The sequence below is a fragment of the Streptomyces sp. ISL-36 genome, assembly GCF_018614205.1.
In the GTDB taxonomy this organism is placed as follows: Bacteria; Actinomycetota; Actinomycetes; order Streptomycetales; family Streptomycetaceae; genus Streptomyces.
On record NZ_JAGGOS010000021.1, the window covers coordinates 1 to 16,656 of the forward strand.

Annotated in this window: 15 protein-coding genes and 1 tRNA gene; 9 read left to right on the forward strand and 7 right to left on the reverse strand. The window is 71.1% G+C overall.

Going from position 1 to position 16,656, the window contains the following annotated elements; genetic code table 11:
• Positions 1 to 268: 268 nt before the first annotated feature.
• Together J7E93_RS05695 and phoU are read right to left on the reverse strand one after the other, a co-directional pair.
• Complete coding sequence (locus J7E93_RS05695) at positions 269 to 424, reverse strand: hypothetical protein (RefSeq protein ID WP_215066151.1); 156 nt, start codon at positions 422 to 424, stop codon at positions 269 to 271.
• A gap of 113 nt (positions 425 to 537) precedes the next feature.
• Positions 538 to 1,218 carry a phosphate signaling complex protein PhoU gene (phoU, locus tag J7E93_RS05700; RefSeq protein ID WP_215066152.1) on the reverse strand — a complete coding sequence of 227 codons (681 nt, stop codon included), beginning with the start codon at positions 1,216 to 1,218 and terminating at the stop codon, positions 538 to 540.
• 262 nt (positions 1,219 to 1,480) lie between these two features.
• Between phoU and J7E93_RS05705 the strand changes: the two genes are divergently transcribed.
• Positions 1,481 to 2,767: a cell wall metabolism sensor histidine kinase WalK gene (locus J7E93_RS05705; RefSeq protein ID WP_215066153.1), complete on the forward strand. Its 1,287-nt coding sequence runs from the start codon at positions 1,481 to 1,483 to the stop codon at positions 2,765 to 2,767.
• Positions 2,764 to 3,444 carry a response regulator transcription factor gene (locus J7E93_RS05710; protein ID WP_017242433.1) on the forward strand — a complete coding sequence of 227 codons (681 nt, stop codon included), beginning with the start codon at positions 2,764 to 2,766 and terminating at the stop codon, positions 3,442 to 3,444. The genes J7E93_RS05705 and J7E93_RS05710 overlap by 4 nt, the downstream gene beginning before the upstream one ends.
• A gap of 97 nt (positions 3,445 to 3,541) precedes the next feature.
• On the opposite strand, the gene J7E93_RS05715 is transcribed toward J7E93_RS05710, so the two are convergent.
• Positions 3,542 to 4,168, reverse strand: coding sequence for a DUF461 domain-containing protein (locus J7E93_RS05715; protein WP_215066154.1), 627 nt, complete (start codon positions 4,166 to 4,168; stop codon positions 3,542 to 3,544).
• Positions 4,169 to 4,798: 630 nt separating this feature from the next.
• On the opposite strand from J7E93_RS05715, the gene J7E93_RS05720 reads away from it, so the two are divergent.
• The 6 genes from J7E93_RS05720 to J7E93_RS05745 all read left to right on the forward strand — a co-directional run bounded on the left by J7E93_RS05720 (position 4,799) and on the right by J7E93_RS05745 (position 11,332).
• Complete coding sequence (locus J7E93_RS05720) at positions 4,799 to 5,281, forward strand: CarD family transcriptional regulator (RefSeq protein WP_003953493.1); 483 nt, start codon at positions 4,799 to 4,801, stop codon at positions 5,279 to 5,281.
• A 492-nt stretch (positions 5,282 to 5,773) separates the two neighbouring features.
• The gene (ispD, locus tag J7E93_RS05725; protein WP_215066155.1) at positions 5,774 to 6,553 is read left to right on the forward strand and encodes a 2-C-methyl-D-erythritol 4-phosphate cytidylyltransferase; all 780 of its coding nucleotides are present in this window, start codon (positions 5,774 to 5,776) and stop codon (positions 6,551 to 6,553) included.
• Positions 6,543 to 7,040: a 2-C-methyl-D-erythritol 2,4-cyclodiphosphate synthase gene (ispF, locus tag J7E93_RS05730; protein ID WP_215066156.1), complete on the forward strand. Its 498-nt coding sequence runs from the start codon at positions 6,543 to 6,545 to the stop codon at positions 7,038 to 7,040. The genes ispD and ispF overlap by 11 nt, the downstream gene beginning before the upstream one ends.
• 114 nt (positions 7,041 to 7,154) lie before the next feature.
• A complete protein-coding gene (cysS, locus tag J7E93_RS05735; RefSeq protein WP_215066157.1) occupies positions 7,155 to 8,555 on the forward strand; it encodes a cysteine--tRNA ligase in 1,401 nt (466 codons plus the stop codon).
• Positions 8,556 to 8,677: 122 nt separating this feature from the next.
• Positions 8,678 to 9,637 (forward strand): 23S rRNA (guanosine(2251)-2'-O)-methyltransferase RlmB, encoded by a 960-nt coding sequence (gene rlmB, locus J7E93_RS05740; protein WP_215066158.1) that lies wholly within the window; start codon positions 8,678 to 8,680, stop codon positions 9,635 to 9,637.
• A gap of 144 nt (positions 9,638 to 9,781) precedes the next feature.
• Complete coding sequence (locus tag J7E93_RS05745; RefSeq protein ID WP_215066159.1) at positions 9,782 to 11,332, forward strand: DoxX family membrane protein; 1,551 nt, start codon at positions 9,782 to 9,784, stop codon at positions 11,330 to 11,332.
• Between the two features lie 139 nt (positions 11,333 to 11,471).
• On the opposite strand, the gene J7E93_RS05750 is transcribed toward J7E93_RS05745, so the two are convergent.
• From J7E93_RS05750 to J7E93_RS05760, 3 genes are all read right to left on the reverse strand, one after another.
• Positions 11,472 to 12,188 (reverse strand): nucleotidyltransferase family protein, encoded by a 717-nt coding sequence (locus J7E93_RS05750; RefSeq protein WP_215066160.1) that lies wholly within the window; start codon positions 12,186 to 12,188, stop codon positions 11,472 to 11,474.
• A 62-nt stretch (positions 12,189 to 12,250) separates the two neighbouring features.
• Positions 12,251 to 12,664 carry a hypothetical protein gene (locus tag J7E93_RS05755; protein ID WP_215066161.1) on the reverse strand — a complete coding sequence of 138 codons (414 nt, stop codon included), beginning with the start codon at positions 12,662 to 12,664 and terminating at the stop codon, positions 12,251 to 12,253.
• A 211-nt stretch (positions 12,665 to 12,875) separates the two neighbouring features.
• Positions 12,876 to 13,973 carry an ABC transporter ATP-binding protein gene (locus J7E93_RS05760; RefSeq protein WP_215066162.1) on the reverse strand — a complete coding sequence of 366 codons (1,098 nt, stop codon included), beginning with the start codon at positions 13,971 to 13,973 and terminating at the stop codon, positions 12,876 to 12,878.
• Between the two features lie 182 nt (positions 13,974 to 14,155).
• Here J7E93_RS05760 and J7E93_RS05765 point away from each other — a divergent pair.
• A tRNA-Thr gene (locus J7E93_RS05765) sits at positions 14,156 to 14,229 on the forward strand.
• 87 nt (positions 14,230 to 14,316) lie between these two features.
• On the opposite strand, the gene J7E93_RS05770 is transcribed toward J7E93_RS05765, so the two are convergent.
• Positions 14,317 to 16,611, reverse strand: coding sequence for an FG-GAP-like repeat-containing protein (locus tag J7E93_RS05770; protein WP_251066106.1), 2,295 nt, complete (start codon positions 16,609 to 16,611; stop codon positions 14,317 to 14,319).
• Positions 16,612 to 16,656: the final 45 nt, after the last annotated feature.

Consider the following 16,656-nt stretch of genomic DNA (forward strand, 5'->3'; position numbering starts at 1 on the left):
CCCGGGGACAGCGCCCGCAGGCAGGCCCCCGCGACAGAGGCCCTGACCGGACCCCGGGCGGAGTCCGCATGCCGAGCCCCTGGACGGAGCCCCCCGAGCCCCGGGACGGAGCCCCCCGGGCCCCCGGGACGGAGCCCCCGGACCCTGGACGGAGCCCCCCGTACCCCCCCGGGACAGCGCCCCACGGACAGAGCCGCAGGCAGGCCCCCGGACAGCGCCCGCAGGCACGCCCCCCGGGTCGGGGCACCTGCCCGCGCCCGCGGTGCGTCTAGCCCGAGCAGCCCCCGCACTGGCACGGCCCGCCGGACTGGCAGCCGCAGCCGCAGCCCGAGCCGCACCCGCAGGCGCCGAGGACGGGCAGGAGGACCGCGTCGCGCGGAGCCTCCTGCTGGGGGTGGGGGTCGGTGATGGCGGATTCGGCCATGGGGTCCCTCCTCGAAGGCGTACGTCGCCTCCCCATTGCATGCCCACCCCGCCGGGCGCATCAACGGCGCACAGAAGTGCGACCCGCCGCCCCGGACCGTCGGCGCCCCCGGCCTACGCCCCCTCCACCGGCGCGTCCGAGTGCTGCAGCTCGTCCGCGTGCTCGCCCGTCACCAGGTACACCACCCGCTTCGCCACCGACACCGCGTGGTCCGCGAACCGCTCGTAGTAGCGGCCCAGCAGCGTCACGTCGACCGCCGTCTCGATGCCGTGCTTCCAGCGGTCGTCCATCAGGTGCTGGAAGAGCGTCCGGTGCAACAGGTCCATCTCGTCGTCGTCCTGCTCCAGCTGCAGCGCCAGGTCGACGTCCTTCGTGATGATGACCTCGGCCGCCTTCGCCATCAGGCGCTGCGCCAGCTGACCCATCTCCAGGATCGTGGCGTGCAGGTCCCGCGGCACCGCGGTGTCCGGGAACCGCAGCCGCGCCAGCTTCGCGACGTGCTGGGCCAGGTCGCCGGAGCGCTCCAGGTCCGCGCTCATGCGGAGCGAGGTCACGACGATCCGCAGATCCGTCGCCACCGGCTGCTGCCGCGCGAGCAGTGCTATCGCCCGGGCCTCCAGGTCGTGCTGCAGATCGTCGACCTTCTGGTCCGCCGCGATCACACTCTCCGCGAGCTTCAGGTCGGCGTCGAGCATCGCCGTCGTGGCGCGCCCGATCGCCGACCCGACCAGGCGGGCCATCTCGACCAGGCTCTCGCCGATGGAGTCCAGTTCCTCGTGGTACGCGTCCCGCATCGATGTCCCTCTCTCACGAACGTCCGGGGTCCGGGTGGGGCTCGGACCCCCACGCTCCCACGTTCCGTCCCGTACGCGTCCGGCTCCTCCACCCCAAATGAATCAACCCTTTCCCCTCGGTGAACTCTGGGCGACGCACGTCGCCCTCCCGGGCAGGGCAAATGAACCGCCACCGTCCCCACGGTGAACTCTGGGCGACGACTGTTCGAGCAGCCACTCGGACGGCTGGGAGAGTGTCCGTCACCCCGCATAACCTGGGTGCATGGACGTGAACGCGGCGGTCGCCGCATTGGCCGCGATCGCCGGGGTGTGCACCGGCGTGATCGCCATGCTGGCGTTCCGCTGGAGCGAACGCGACCAGGCGCGGCCGACCCGTACCTCCCTGCACACCGACGCCGTGCTCCCGCCCGGCGTCGACACCGTGCTGTCCGTGCTGCGCTCCTCCGCCGTCGTCCTCGACGAGAGCGACTCGGTGGTCAAGGCCAGCTCGGCGGCGTACGCCCTCGGCCTGGTCCGCGGCGGAAAGCTGGCCGTCGAGCCCATGCTCAACATGGCCCGTGACACCCGCCGCGACGGAGAGATACGCCAGGTCGAGCTGGACCTGCCGCGGCGCGGGACCGGTCGCGGCGAGGCCCTCGCCGTCTCGGCCCGGGTCGCGCCGCTCGGCTCCCGCCTGGTGCTGCTCCTGGTCGAGGACCTGACGGAGGCCCGCCGTATCGAAGCGGTACGGCGCGACTTCGTCGCCAACGTCAGTCACGAGCTCAAGACGCCGACGGGCGCGCTGTCCCTGCTCTCCGAGGCTGTCATGGACGCATCGGACGACCCCGAGGCGGTCACCCGCTTCGCCGGCCGCATGCAGATCGAGGCGACCCGGCTCACCAACCTCGTACAGGAGCTCATCGACCTCTCCCGGGTGCAGAACGACGACCCGCTGGAGGACTCCGAGCCCGTACGGGTGGACGAACTGGTCGCCGAGGCCATCGACCGCTCCCGGCACACCGCGTCCACCAAGCAGATCACCATGGCGTCGAACGTCTGGGCACCCGAAGGGCCCGAGCAGGGTGGTGGGGGGCGACGGGAGGGAGGGACCGCCGACCTCTACGTCTGGGGCAGCCGCGGCCAGCTCGCCGCCGCCCTCGGCAACCTCGTCGAGAACGCCGTCAACTACTCACCGGCCCACACCCGGGTCGGCATCGCGGCCCGCAAGATCACCGCGCCCGGTGGCGACCTCATCGAGATAGCCGTCACCGACCAGGGCATCGGCATCCCCGACAAGGACAAGGAGCGCATCTTCGAGCGCTTCTACCGCGTCGACCCCGCCCGCTCCCGCGCCACCGGCGGCACGGGTCTGGGCCTGGCCATCGTCAAGCACGTGGCCGCCTCGCACGGCGGCGAGGTCGCAGTCTGGAGCACCGAAGGCCAGGGCTCCACCTTCACCCTGCGGCTGCCCGAGGCGGGCGCCGTACGGGACCGCCGATCATCCGCTTCCGCCTCCCCCACCCCCGATCTCATGACCGAACCGCTCCCTGCCCCGGAGGTCCTTCCGTGACCCGAGTGCTCGTCGTCGAGGATGAGGAATCCTTCAGCGACGCCCTGTCGTACATGCTCCGCAAGGAAGGCTTCGAGGTCGCGGTCGCCGCGACCGGGCCCGACGGACTCGACGAGTTCGAGCGCAACGGAGCGGATCTCGTCCTCCTCGACCTGATGCTTCCGGGCCTGCCCGGTACGGAGGTCTGTCGCCAGCTGCGCGGCCGCTCCAACGTCCCGGTCATCATGGTGACCGCGAAGGACAGTGAGATCGACAAGGTCGTCGGCCTGGAGATAGGAGCCGACGACTACGTGACCAAGCCCTTCTCCTCGCGGGAGCTGGTGGCCCGCATCCGCGCGGTCCTGCGCCGCCGCGGCGAGCCGGAGGAGGTCACCCCCGCGGCCCTGGAGGCAGGACCGGTCCGTATGGACGTGGACCGCCATGTCGTCACGGTCTCGGGCGGCAAGGTCGACCTCCCCCTGAAGGAGTTCGACCTTCTGGAGATGCTGCTGAGGAACGCGGGCCGCGTGCTCACCCGTATGCAGCTGATCGACCGGGTCTGGGGCGCGGACTACGTCGGCGACACCAAGACCCTCGACGTCCACGTCAAGCGCCTGCGCGCCAAGATCGAGCCCGACCCGGGCGCGCCGCGGTACCTGGTGACGGTCCGGGGCCTCGGCTACAAGTTCGAGCCGTAAAGAGCCGTAGACGGTACGTACCCGATCCGAGCCGTAGGCCGTACGTATACGAAAGGGCGCCCCACCGGAGTGATCCGGTGGGGCGCCCCGTCGTACGTCAGTGGCCGGCCTCGTGGCTCGCCTCGCCCGTCGGGGTGGAGCCGTGGGCGGCCTCCCCCGTCGGCGTGGCGGTCGGGGAGCCGGTCGGCGTGGCGGCCGGGGGCTTCGGGACCTCGACCGGACCGAACTCCTTGAAGTAGCTGGTCGCCGGGACGACGTACGCCTGCAGGCTCACGTCACCGGTCCGGCTCAGCTTGAAGACGACCTGCTGGGCGTCGCCGTTCTTCGCGGCCTCGCTGCCGTTCTCGATCGTCGCGGAGGCGTTGCCCTGGCCGCCGATGACGACCGAACCGCCCGCGGGGACGGTGATGGGGCCGTCGCCCTCGGCGGCCTTCAGCTTCACCGTCGCCTTGGTGCCCGGCAGGGTGATCGCGTCGAGCGTCTGCGGTGCGCTGCCATTGTTGAAGACCGTGGCCGAGACGACGGCCGGACCCTTCACGGACGCGTCCGGCTGAGTGATCACCAGCGCGTTCTGGACCTTGACGTCGTCCACCGTGACGGCGGCGTTGTCCGGCCGGACGCCGAGCGTCTGCGCGTCATTGCCCGCACCACAGGCGGACAGCGAGGCGATCGAGATCACGAGGGCGGTGGCGGCGAGGGCGCCGCGTCGAAGGCTGCGGCTCACGGCGGCGGCATCTCCTAGGACGTACGGACGAGCTATGGACAGGAAGGCCGGCTGACGGTCGAGCTGAGGATCGATCGGCCAGGGACGAGCGAGAGGAGCTAAAGGCGTGTCAGCGGGCTTAGGTTACCGAGCCGCACTCTCCGTCCCGCACCCGACCCGCCCCTTCGTGCCCGTGGGTGCTCGCCGCGCTCGTCGTGGCGGCCGGATCACGACGCATTGACCCGCCGTTCACAAAACTGTCTTGATCAATTCGACGGCCGTCCCCGCATTCCGTCGTCCGTGCCGCGGAAAAACCCGCGCCGGCCGCTCGGTGATCAATTCGGGATTCGGTCCGGGATGCATCCGTACGAGTGATCGGCCCTCGAACGGAGTACGTGAAGATGCCCCTCCTGAACCCGACAAAACGGGACATCGCTCCTTCTTCTCGGGCCATCGGGGAGGTGTGACGTCCACGTTTCTCTCCGTCCATGCAGCCGCTCCGACCTGCGAATACCGCCTTCCGGAAGCCCTCCGCAGCACGATCGCGTCGCTGTTGTCAAGCCCCGAGATATGCCCTGACCTGCGAAAACGCCATTCAGAAGAAGCCGTATCCGTGTTACCCTGGATAGCCACGGAAGGGGTACCTGTCACATGACGTTCAAGGTTGGCGACACCGTGGTCTATCCCCATCACGGGGCCGCGCTGATCGAGGCCATCGAAACTCGCCAGATCAAAGGCGTGGACAAGACCTACTTGGTGCTCAAGGTCGCCCAGGGCGACCTGACGGTTCGTGTCCCGGCGGACAATGCGGAGTTCGTCGGTGTTCGCGACGTGGTCGGGCAGGACGGGCTGGACCGGGTCTTCGAGGTGCTGCGTGCGCCGTACGCCGAAGAGCCGACGAACTGGTCCCGTCGCTACAAGGCAAATCTCGAGAAGCTCGCCTCCGGCGATGTCATCAAGGTCGCCGAAGTAGTGCGCGACCTGTGGCGCCGGGAGCGGGAGCGCGGTCTTTCCGCAGGCGAGAAGCGCATGCTCGCCAAGGCGCGGCAGATTCTGGTGAGCGAGCTGGCGCTCGCGGAGAACACGAACGAGGACAAGGCCGAGGCTCTCCTCGACGAGGTCCTCGCGTCCTGATGTGAAGCGATGCCGCGGTGCCCGTTGACGTGCTGTGAACACACAGTGCTGTCGTCGGGCGCTGCGGCATGTCCGCCTCCTGCCCGACGCACCGTACGATCCGGCCCGCCGTACGGTCGCTCGTCGTACGGTCCCATACCCGCCGCACGGTCGACCCGTCGTACGGGCCGATACCCGTCGTACGCCGGCTGCACCGTGTCCGACCCGCCGCACGCGGCGTCCACCGCGTCCGACCCGCCGTACGCGCGTCCACCGCACGGCCGCCCGCCGCCGCGGACCCGTAAGGATCACCTCTCGGGCGCGTACCCCTGACCCCTTGCCCCCTCGCGTATTCCTCGCGCCACATCCCCTGTGCCGCGCGGGACGCCCCGACCGTCGTCACGGAAAGGGCCGGTCACAGCGTCCGTCCGGCACTCCCCCCACCTTCGGCCGGGGGCACCCCCAGGCCATACCCACGTGGGCCGAGGAAACAAACCTGCCGGAGTGGAACCGATGACAGACGAAACGCGTCCTTCCCCCTACGCCTCCGGCGTGGGAGGTGCCCCCAGCACCGCCGTGGTGATTCCCGCGGCAGGCCGGGGCGTACGCCTCGGCCCGGGCGCCCCCAAAGCGCTCCGCGCCCTGAACGGCACCCCCATCCTCATCCACGCCGTTCGGGCGATGGCGGCCTCCCGCGCCGTCTCCCTCGTCGTCGTGGTCGCCCCCTCCGACGGCGCAGCCGAGGTCAAGAACCTCCTCGACACCCACGCGCTGCCCGAGCGCACCGACTACCTGGTCGTCCCCGGCGGGGACACCCGCCAGGAGTCCGTACGGCTCGGCCTCGAAGCCCTGCCCGAGGGCATCACCACGGTCCTCGTCCACGACGCGGCCCGCCCGCTGGTCCCGGTCGACGTCGTCGACGCCGTCATCGAGGCGGTACGGGACGGGGCCGTCGCCGTCGTCCCCGCCCTCCCGCTGGCGGACACCGTCAAGGAGGTCGAGCCCGCCGAGAAGAAGGGCGAGGCCGAGCAGGTCGTCGCCACCCCCGAGCGCTCCCGGCTGCGCGCCGTCCAGACCCCGCAGGGCTTCGACCACGACACCCTCGTCAATGCCCACGCCACCGTCGCCCTCACGGGTGACGGCGCCACCGACGACGCCGGGATGGTCGAACGCCTCGGCGCCCCCGTCGTGGTCGTCCCCGGACACGAGGAGGCGTTCAAGGTGACCCGCCCGCTCGATCTCGTACTGGCCGAGGCCGTACTCGCCCGCAGGAGGGCCAACGATGGCTTCTGAGCCGCTGAGGATGCCCCAGGTCGGCATCGGCACCGACGTCCACGCCTTCGAGAAGGGCCGCGCCCTGTGGTGCGCCGGGCTCCTCTGGGAAGGGGAGGAGTACGGGCTCGCCGGGCACTCCGACGGCGACGTCGCCGCCCACGCGGCCTGCGACGCCCTCTTCTCCGCCGCCGGCATCGGCGACCTCGGCGCCCACTTCGGCACCTCCCGCCCCGAGTGGTCCGGCGCCTCCGGCGTCACCCTCCTCGCCGAGGCCGCCCGCATCGTCCGCGCCGAGGGATACGAGATCGGCAACGTCGCAGTCCAGGTCATCGGCGTCCGCCCGAAGGTCGGCAAGCGCCGCGACGAGGCGCAGAAGGCGCTGAGCGAGGCGGTCGGCGCCCCCGTGTCCGTCTCCGGCACGACCACGGACGGCCTCGGCCTGACCGGCCGCGCCGAAGGCCTCGCCGCCGTCGCGACCGCGCTCGTCGTCCGCGTACAGCCGTAGAAGGCCGTAGAAGGCCGCGGAAGGCCCCGGCGGCGGGGGAGCGGCGGGGAAAAAGACGCCCCGCGACCGGGAATCGGTCGCGGGGCACTACCACACGCCCACTACCCTGGAGTGGTGACTATTCGCCTGTACGACACCAGCGCCCGGCAGATCCGTGACTTCACCCCGCTCACACCGGGTCACGTCTCGATCTACCTCTGTGGCGCGACCGTCCAGGCCGCCCCGCACATCGGCCACATCCGTTCGGGGCTGAACTTCGACATCATGCGCCGCTGGTTCGAGTACCGCGGCTACGACGTCACGTTCGTGCGCAACGTCACCGACATCGACGACAAGATCATCACCAAGGCGGCCGACCAGGGCCGCCCCTGGTGGTCCATCGGCTACGAGAACGAACGCGCCTTCAACTCCGGTTACCAGGCGCTCGGATGCCTCCCGCCCACCTACGAGCCCCGCGCGACCGGCCATGTCACCGAGATGGTCGAGATGATGCGCGGCCTCATCGAGCGCGGACACGCCTACGAGGCCGACGGCAGCGTCTACTTCGACGTGCGCTCCTTCCCCGGCTATCTCGCGCTGTCCAACCAGGACATCGACGACCTGCGCCAGCCCGCCGAGGAAGGCATCACCGGCAAGCGCGACCCGCGCGACTTCGCGATGTGGAAGGCGTCCAAGCCGGGTGAGCCCGACTGGGAGACGCCCTGGGGCCGCGGCCGTCCCGGCTGGCACCTGGAGTGCTCGGCGATGGCCCACAAGTACCTGGGCTCCGCCTTCGACATCCACGGCGGCGGCCTCGACCTGATCTTCCCCCACCACGAGAACGAGATCGCCCAGGCCAAGGCCTACGGCGACGACTTCGCCTCGTACTGGGTGCACAACGCCTGGGTCACCATGAGCGGCGAGAAGATGTCGAAGTCGCTCGGCAACTCGGTACTCGTCTCCGAGATGGTCAAGAACTGGCGCCCCATCGTCCTGCGCTACTACCTCGGCACCCCTCACTACCGCTCGATGATCGAGTACAGCGAGGAGTCCCTGCGCGAGGCCGAGTCCGCGTTCGCACGCATCGAGGGCTTCGTCCAGCGCGTCACCGAGAAGGCCGGCAAGACCGTCCCGCCCGCCACCGAGGTGCCGCCCGCCTTCGCCGACGCCATGGACGACGACCTCGGCGTCCCCCAGGCGCTCGCGATCATCCACACCACCGTCCGGCAGGGGAACGCGGCCCTCGCCGCCGACGACAAGGACGAGGCCATCGCCCGCGTCGCCGAGGTCCGCGCCATGCTCGGCGTCCTCGGCCTCGACCCCCTCGACCCGCACTGGGCCGAGGAGAACGACCGCGGTGAGGAACTGCACGGCGTCGTCGACACCCTCGTACGGCTCGTGCTCCAGCAGCGCGAGTCGGCCCGCGAACGCAAGGACTGGGCGACCGCGGACGCCATTCGCGACCAGCTCACCCAGTCCGGCCTCGTCATCGAGGACAGCCCGGACGGCCCCCGCTGGACGCTCGGCACCCGCTGAGCGACCGGACGGGGCACGCACGGATGTGCCGCTCGGCCAGCCGGGCGGCACACTTCACATACAGACTTGTGTACGAGATCTACAGCTACAGGTAGATCGGAGATCGACAGGAATAGGTAGTCATGGCCGGGAACAGCCAGCGCAGGAACCGTCGCACGTCCAACAAGAAGGGTGCGACGGTCGGCAGCGGTGGCCAGCGGCGCAAGGGCCTCGAGGGCAAGGGCCCCACGCCGCCCGCCTCCGCCCGCAAGGGTCACAAGAAGAACCGCATCGCCAACGCGCAGGCCAAGCATGCCGCCGCCCGCCGCCCCGCCCCCCGCCGCGGCGGCCCCAAGGGCACCTCCGAGATGGTCGTCGGCCGCAACCCGGTCTTCGAGGCCCTGCGCGACGGCGTCCCCGCGGTCACGCTCTACGTGCAGCAGTTCATCGACAACGACGAGCGCGTACGCGACGTCCTCAAGCTCGCCGGCGACCGCGGCAACATCAACCTGATGGAAGCCCCGCGCCAGGAGCTCGACCGGCTGACCAACGGGCTCAACCACCAGGGCCTGGTCCTGCAGGTCCCGCCGTACGAGTACGCCCACCCCGAGGACCTCACCGCGGCCGCCTACGACGCCCACGAGGACCCGCTGATCGTCGCCCTCGACGGCGTCACCGACCCCCGCAACCTCGGCGCGATCGTCCGCTCCGTCTCCGCCTTCGGCGGCCACGGCGTCGTCGTCCCCGAGCGCCGCGCCGCCGGCATGACCGCCGGCGCCTGGAAGTCCTCGGCCGGCACCGCCGCCCGCACCCCGGTCTCCCGCGTCACCAACCTGACCCGGGCGCTGGAGGGCTTCCAGAAGGAAGGCCTCACGGTCGTCGGCCTCGCCGCCGACGGCGAGCACACGGTCGAGGACCTCGAAGCGCTCGACGGCCCGGTCGTCATCGTCATCGGCAGCGAGGGCAAGGGCCTCGGCCGCCTCGTCGGCGAGACCTGCGACTACCGCGTCCGCATCTCCATGCCGGGCGGAGCGGAGTCGCTGAACGCCGGTGTCGCCGCCGGCATCGTCCTCTACGAGGTCGCCCGGCGCCGCTCGCACTGACACCTCGCGCGCGCCACGTACGGCGTACACGGAGCAGGGCCCACCTCGCTGAGCTGGGCCCTTTCCCGTAACGGGCGATCTTGACGGGTCTCGGACATTCCGAGCCCGTCAAGGCAGTGTCCTAACCCCGCGTCACTCGGTTAGATGAGTGTGGACACCAGAACGCCCCGGCCGGGGTTCGACGATCAGCCCGCGCTGAGCATGGTCAAAGTGGATTCCGACCCCGCGCAGGTCATCGTGAACCACGCCAGCTTCCGTGTGCGGCTCGCGCCGGCCCAGCAGCCGAAGTTCGCCGCGGCCTCCCGCGGCTCCGCCCTCGCCGGAGCCGCCGCGGGCGCGACCGCGGCGCGCCGCCGCCCCGTCGTATGGACCGGAAAGTCCGCGCCCGGCGACCCCGGCGCGACCGGGCTCCTCCAGGCCGTGCGGGAGTCCTCCGTCTCCACCCTCGAACCCCCGGCGCCCCGCTCACCCCTCGACGCCGGCGCCACCCAGGCGATCCCGCGCATCGACGACACGATGCCGACGCAGGTCGTCCCCGCCGCCGGCCCCCCGCTGCTGCCCCCGATGCGGCGCGCCGAAGGCGCCTACGACGACCTCCCGCAGGACGAGGCGTACGGACAGCAGCCGTACGACGACGGCGACGAGGACCGCGCCCGGCCGAACCGCCACGGCGCCGACCCCGTCCGGCACGCCTACTACCCGGGCCGCCGGATGAACCTCGGCGTGGTGCTCCTCCCGCTCCGCGTCTTCCTCGGCTTCATCTCCGTCTACGCCGGCATGGGCAAGCTCTGCGACCCCGTCTACTTCGACGGCGGCGAACGCGGCTCCATGGTCAACTGGCTCAACTCGCTGCATCCCTGGGCGCTCGCCGAGCCCCTGCGCGACTTCGCCCTCCAGCACCCCGTCGGCGCCGGCCTGACGGTCGCCTTCCTCCAGGTCGTCGTCGGCGTCCTCACCGTCCTCGGACTCTGGCAGCGGGTCGCCGCCGTCTTCGGCGCCCTGCTCTCCGCCGCGCTCATCCTCACCGTCAGCTGGAAGACCGTCCCGGTCTACGAGGCCCCCGACTTCATCTTCCTCGCCGCCTGGTCCCCGCTGATCATCGCCGGCGCCCCCGTCTACTCCATCGACGCCCGCCTCGCCGGCGAAGCCTGGCGGACACTCGGGCCCCGCTCCGAACTCTGGCAGCTCCGCCGCCGGGTCCTGCGCCGCGGCGCCCTGGTGACCTCCGTCGTCGTCGGCCTCACCCTGCTCCTCGGCTCCATCCTCGGCGGGGCCGTACGGTCCACCGAGATGGTCACCGTCCCGGGCCCGAACGACGACCCGATCAACCACCTGCCCGGCCGGACCCTCCCGCAGGAGCCCGGCTCCCAGAGCCCGTCCCGCTCCGCCTCCACCCAGCCCAAGCCGTCGGCGACCACCGGCGCGAGCGGCGAGGGCGAGGACGAGGAAACAGCCTCGCCGAGCGAGAGCGCACGGGAGACCGGCCGCGCCGAGAGCCGGCCCACCGCCACCCAGGGCACCGGCACCGGCAGCTCCCCGACCCAGTCCCGGCCCGCGTCCCCGCCGTCCAGCAGCTCGGGCCCGAGCAGCACGGGCGGGACCTCCGGAGGCTCCGGCGGCACGGACGGCGGCTCCTCGGACGGCGGCTCGACCAGCGGCGGCAACCGCAACCCGATCGGCGGCCTGCTGGGCTGACGCCCAGGGGACGGTACGTACGGGAAAGGGGCCGCACCCACGGGGTGCGGCCCCTTCCTCATGCCCGGCGAGCCCGTCGCGTACGGGCGTTCCCGCGCGTGCGAGAGGCCGGGCACGAGAGGTCGCCTACGAGAGGCTGTCAGGCTCCCTGGGCGGCCAGCTCCTTGGCCGCCTCCGTGAGGTCCTTCGCCGTGTCGATGGCCCGCCAGTAGGCCCCCTGAGGCAGCGGGAAGCCCGCCAGGCGGCGGTCCCTGGCCAGTTGGGGGAAGGTGGTGCGCTCGTGGTCGCCCAGGTCCGGGAGGAGCTTGGTGAACTCCGCGGAGAAGACGTACACGCCGGCGTTGATGAGATACGGCGACGGCGGCGACTCGATGAAGTCGGTGATGTGCCCGAAGGTGTCGGTCTCGACGGCGCCCCACGGGATCCGGGGGCGGGCGAGCGCGAGCGTGGCGGTGGCGGCCCGCTCGGCGTGGAACTCCGCCATCTCACGCAGGGAGAAACGGGTCCAGATGTCGCCGTTGGTGGCGTACCAGGGCTGAGCGGGCTCAGGCAGACGCGCGGCGGCGTACTTGAGGCCGCCGCCACGGCCGAGCGGCTCCGACTCGACGACGGTCGTCACACGGAGCGGCAGATCGGCGCTCGCCAGCCAGTCCTGGAGCACCTCGGCGAGATGGCCGCAGGACACGACGGCGTCCGTGACGCCCTCGGCGGCGAGCCAGGAAAGCTGATGGCCGATGATCGGGGTCCCGGTGCCCGGGATCTCGACCATCGGCTTGGGGCGGTCGTCGGTGTACGGGCGCAGGCGCGAGCCCTGGCCGCCCGCCAGGACCACGGCCTGCGTCGGGAAGGTATGCATGGCGCGAACGATATGCGTACCCCGTGAGCCGGGCGCTCAGTGTCGTGAGGCGCGGTCGCGGTTCAGCCGGCGAGCATCACGCCGGTCGCGAACGAGGTGTCGCAGACGGGGCGGGAGTAGGACTGGGCGCGTGTGGGTCCGTAGTGCTTGACCGCGGCACGGCCGAGGGCGCGCGCGATGGACATGCAGTGCTTGGCGAGGGACGGACGGTTCTCGACCTCGCGCTGGAGGTGGGTGAGAGCCGTTCCGGGGTCCTTCTCCTGAAGCTCTGCGAGGAGCTGGTCGCGCAGAATATCCTGCGGGGCACGGGACTTGGCGGGGGCGGAGACGTCCGTGGAGGATGCGGTGAGCATCTGGGTCCCGGAGCCCTGGCCGGCCCACGGCACCGCGGACACCGCGAGCGTGCCGGAGAGCACCAGGACGACGGGCAGGACCAGAGCGAGAGAGCGGCCGATACGGCGGGCAGTGTGCGTCACGCAGGCGAGCGTAGCGGCCGGTGATGACATGGCGACATTGAGTCACTCTCCCGAGGGATGGTTCGAGGCGGCTTTTCGAATCCCGTGTTGACGCCGCGTCCCGGGCGGCGCCCGAATTGGCCGGTCTGCCGGGGTATTTGTCGACACGGGCGTGGCGTACGCGAACGGCCCCGCATCTGCAACAGATGCGGGGCCATACGGAGCTGCTGGGTCAGCCGGTGAGACGCTCACCCGTCGAGGTGGAGAAGACGTGCAGCTCGTCCGCGCGCGGTACGACGTGCAGCGTGGAGCCCTTCTCCGGCACGGCCCGGCCGCCGACGCGGACGACCAGGTCCTTGTCCTCGCCGCCGACGCGGGAGGAGCCGTAGACGTAACCGTCGGCGCCGAGCTCCTCGACGACGTTCACGGAGACGGCCAGGCCCTCCTTGCTGGTGGCGCCCGAGACGTCGAAGTGCTCGGGGCGGATGCCGACCGTGACGGTCGTGTCGCCCTTGGCGGAGGCCGCGGACAGTGCGTCACGGGAGACCGGGACGACGCTGTTGCCGAACTTCACGCCGCCGTCGGTGATCGGGACCTCGACCAGGTTCATGGCCGGGGAGCCGATGAAGCCGGCGACGAAGAGGTTGGCCGGACGGTCGTACATGTTGCGCGGCGAGTCGACCTGCTGGAGCAGACCGTCCTTGAGCACGGCCACGCGGTCGCCCATGGTGAGGGCCTCGACCTGGTCGTGGGTGACGTACACGGTGGTGATGCCGAGCCGGCGCTGCAGGCTGGCGATCTGCGTACGGGTCGAGACACGCAGCTTGGCGTCGAGGTTCGACAGCGGCTCGTCCATGAGGAAGACCTGAGGCTCACGCACGATGGCGCGACCCATGGCGACACGCTGACGCTGACCGCCGGAGAGCGCCTTCGGCTTGCGGTCCAGGTACGGGGTGAGGTCGAGGATCTTCGCGGCCTCTTCGACCTTGGCGCGGATCTCGGCCTTGTTGACGCCGGCGATCTTGAGCGCGAAGCCCATGTTGTCGGCGACGGTCATGTGCGGGTACAGCGCGTAGTTCTGGAACACCATGGCGATGTCCCGGTCCTTCGGCGGCAGGTGCGTGACGTCGCGGTCACCGATGCGGATGGAGCCGCCGTTGACGTCCTCCAGGCCCGCGAGCATGCGCAGGGAGGTCGACTTTCCGCAGCCGGAGGGGCCGACGAGGACGAGGAACTCGCCGTCCTCGATCTCGATCTCGAGCTGGTCGACGGCGGGCTTGTCGGACCCCGGGTAGAGCCGGGTCGCCTTGTCGAACGTGACAGAAGCCATGGTGATGTGTCCCTTCACCGGCAGGAACGTGCCGGACGATCCGAGTAAAGGAAGGATTGAGGTCTAGTCCACCAGGGTGAACTCCCCGTGACGCTACCTGGCGATTGCGGATCTGTCAGCAGTCCGTGGTCGGCGAGATTTTCGATTGAGGCGGGGCGGGGGTTCGTTACACTGCACTCGCTGCCTCCTTAGCTCAGCTGGCCAGAGCACCGCTCTTGTAAAGCGGGGGTCGTCGGTTCGAACCCGACAGGGGGCTCACGGCAAAGGGCCAGCGCAGGGGCATGTTCCCCCGGCGCTGGCCCTTTCGCATGATCACGGCCGTGCCACCTGCGTGCCGTGGGCGTCAGAAGATCTGGCTCGCTCCCTGTCCGGGGGCCCAGCCCAGGACTCCGGCCTTGAAGGGGGCGCGCCAGTCGCCCGTGCCCTGGTAGCGGTAGACGATCTCGCGCGGGTCGGACGGGTTCGAGAGGTACGCGATCAGGTCGGGGTGGCCGTCGTTGTTGCCGTCGCCGATGCTGACGATCCGGCTGTAGGCGTTCCAGCCGCCGCCGAGCTTCACGCGGGGGGCGAAGGTGCCGTCGCCCGTGCCGAGGTACATCCAGAGGACGCCGTCCCTGTCACGGGCGACGAGGTCTCCGGCGGGGTCGCCGGCGAGGTTGCCGGTGGCGGTGATCTCGTTGTAGATGCCCCAGCCGGTGCCGATCTGCTTGCGGGCGCCGAGCGGGGCGTTGGTCTCCCCGGTGCCGGGGTAGAGCCAGAGGCCGCCGTTCTTGTCGGTGGCGAGGACGTCGGCCTTGCCGTCGGCGTTCAGGTCGCTGCCGCCGACGATCTTGTCGTAGATGCCCCAGCCGGTGCCGATCTGGACCCGCGGCTTCAGGCCCTTGTCGTACGGGTAGATCCACAGCCCGCCGCTCTTGTCCCGGGCGATGATCTCGGGGTTGGTGTCGCCGCCGAGGTTGCCGGGGGTCGAGACGCGGTCGTAGATGTTCCAGCCGGTGCCCCATTCGCTGCTGTTGTGTCCACGTGCGTCGTAGGCCACCTCGAGCTTGCCCACCGGGTCGATGGTGAGCAGGTCCGGATACCCGTTGTCGTCGAAGTCGTGACGGCGGGGAGCGCGGGTGATGGTCGTGGTCCCGCTCAGCTTCACGCTCTGGCCCACGCCGTCGAGCGGATAGACCCATACGTCCCAGGTGAGCGGTCCGTTGTTGATCGGCCGGACGGAGAGCCACTCCCCGTAGCCGTCGTCGGTCCAGCCGTTCCACGACACGGAGACCGATCCGGAACCAGACCCCGCGACCCTGCTCGCGGCCCGGCCCTCCCACTTGTACGTGCGGTAGTAGCCGGGCACCTCGTCGAGCCCGAGCACCACCGTGACGCCGATGTTGCGCCGGTTCGCGTCGAACGTGAAGGGGAACCCGCCGCGGTACTTGTCGAGGTCGAGCACCTCGGGGATGTTGTGCCCGGTCACGGCCAGCTGGGTCGGCTCGCCGCTGCGGGCCACCAGCGAGCGGGTCACGTCCCCGTCGCCGGCCGTGACCCGGTACAGGCCCTCGCCCTCGTTGTCCGCGAGGGAGCCGCCGCGGACGAGGAGGGTGCCGTCGGGCGCGGTGGTGAGGCTCGTCGCGTGTTCCAGGACCTCCCGCGCGGGGTCGGTGGCCAGGGACTTGGCGACGAAGGGAAGGCGGTCGCTGAACGGGTCGGTGGCGTCCTCCCCGTACACGAGCCAGGAGCCGGTCAGGCCGACCTTGACGCCGGTGACGGCCGTGGTGCCGACGGAGAAGCGCTCGGTCACGCCGGGCTTCGTCCGGTCGGCGACGACCACGGACTTCTGCGTCCGGCCGTTGGCGTCCGTGGTGTTCTCGACCCAGGCCACATGGGTGGCGGAGACGGCGGCGGAGGGGGAGTCGGAGGCGGGCGCGGTGTTCTCGTACGTCTCCGTGGCCGCGCTGGTGGCGAGGTCGACGACGGCGTAGTGCGTCTTGCCGGTGACCCCCCGGTAAGCGACGAGGGCGGTGCCCGGCAGGGCGGAGGCCACGGTGAACGCGTCGGCGCCGGCGGGCAGTCCGGTGACGACGCGGTTGCGGACGGAGCCGTCGCTGTCGCGGACGACGGTGTGGAGCTCCGTGGCGCCTGTGGAGGCGGTGACGCTGGTGAGAACGGTCGACCCCACGGCGGCGATCGCGATGTTGACGCCGCCGCCGAGCGTCTTGAGGTCGATCTCGACGGGTGCGGCGCCCGTGGCCATGTCCCGGAGCTGCAGGACGAGATCGTCGGTCTCGGTGACGACGACGTCGGAGGCGGCTCCCAGGACCGGGGCCCGACCGCCGGCACCGACGGCGGTCGAGGTGCCGTCGGCGTAGCGGGTCCAGCGGTACTCGGTCGAGCTCTTGCTGAGGAAGCCGGTGGTGCCCGCGCTGACGATCTCGGACGCGACCGGGAAGGGGACCACGTTCGCGGTGGTCGTGGCGGCGGGCGCCGACACGGCGGCCGGAGCGACGGCGGTGGTCGAGGCGACGGCGGTGGTCGAGGCGACGGCGGCCGGAGCGGCCGCCAGGGTTCCGGCGGTGACGGCGAGGGCGGCGGTGATCGCCGCGGTCAGTCGCCGGGACCGGAGCGTGATGCTGTTTGTCTGGGACAACGCTGGTTCCTCTCAGGAGACCGGCGGCAGGGAGGCCGCCGGCCC

Excerpts from the sequence above, each read along its gene's own strand:
- J7E93_RS05695 (WP_215066151.1), bottom strand. The coding sequence starts at position 424 with ATGGCCGAATCCGCCATCACCGACCCCCACCCCCAGCAGGAGGCTCCG.
- phoU (WP_215066152.1), bottom strand. The coding sequence starts at position 1,218 with ATGCGGGACGCGTACCACGAGGAACTGGACTCCATCGGCGAGAGCCTG.
- J7E93_RS05705 (WP_215066153.1), top strand. The coding sequence starts at position 1,481 with ATGGACGTGAACGCGGCGGTCGCCGCATTGGCCGCGATCGCCGGGGTG.
- J7E93_RS05720 (WP_003953493.1), top strand. The coding sequence starts at position 4,799 with ATGACGTTCAAGGTTGGCGACACCGTGGTCTATCCCCATCACGGGGCC.
- ispD (WP_215066155.1), top strand. The coding sequence starts at position 5,774 with ATGACAGACGAAACGCGTCCTTCCCCCTACGCCTCCGGCGTGGGAGGT.
- ispF (WP_215066156.1), top strand. The coding sequence starts at position 6,543 with ATGGCTTCTGAGCCGCTGAGGATGCCCCAGGTCGGCATCGGCACCGAC.
- rlmB (WP_215066158.1), top strand. The coding sequence starts at position 8,678 with ATGGCCGGGAACAGCCAGCGCAGGAACCGTCGCACGTCCAACAAGAAG.
- J7E93_RS05745 (WP_215066159.1), top strand. The coding sequence starts at position 9,782 with ATGAGTGTGGACACCAGAACGCCCCGGCCGGGGTTCGACGATCAGCCC.
- J7E93_RS05750 (WP_215066160.1), bottom strand. The coding sequence starts at position 12,188 with ATGCATACCTTCCCGACGCAGGCCGTGGTCCTGGCGGGCGGCCAGGGC.
- J7E93_RS05760 (WP_215066162.1), bottom strand. The coding sequence starts at position 13,973 with ATGGCTTCTGTCACGTTCGACAAGGCGACCCGGCTCTACCCGGGGTCC.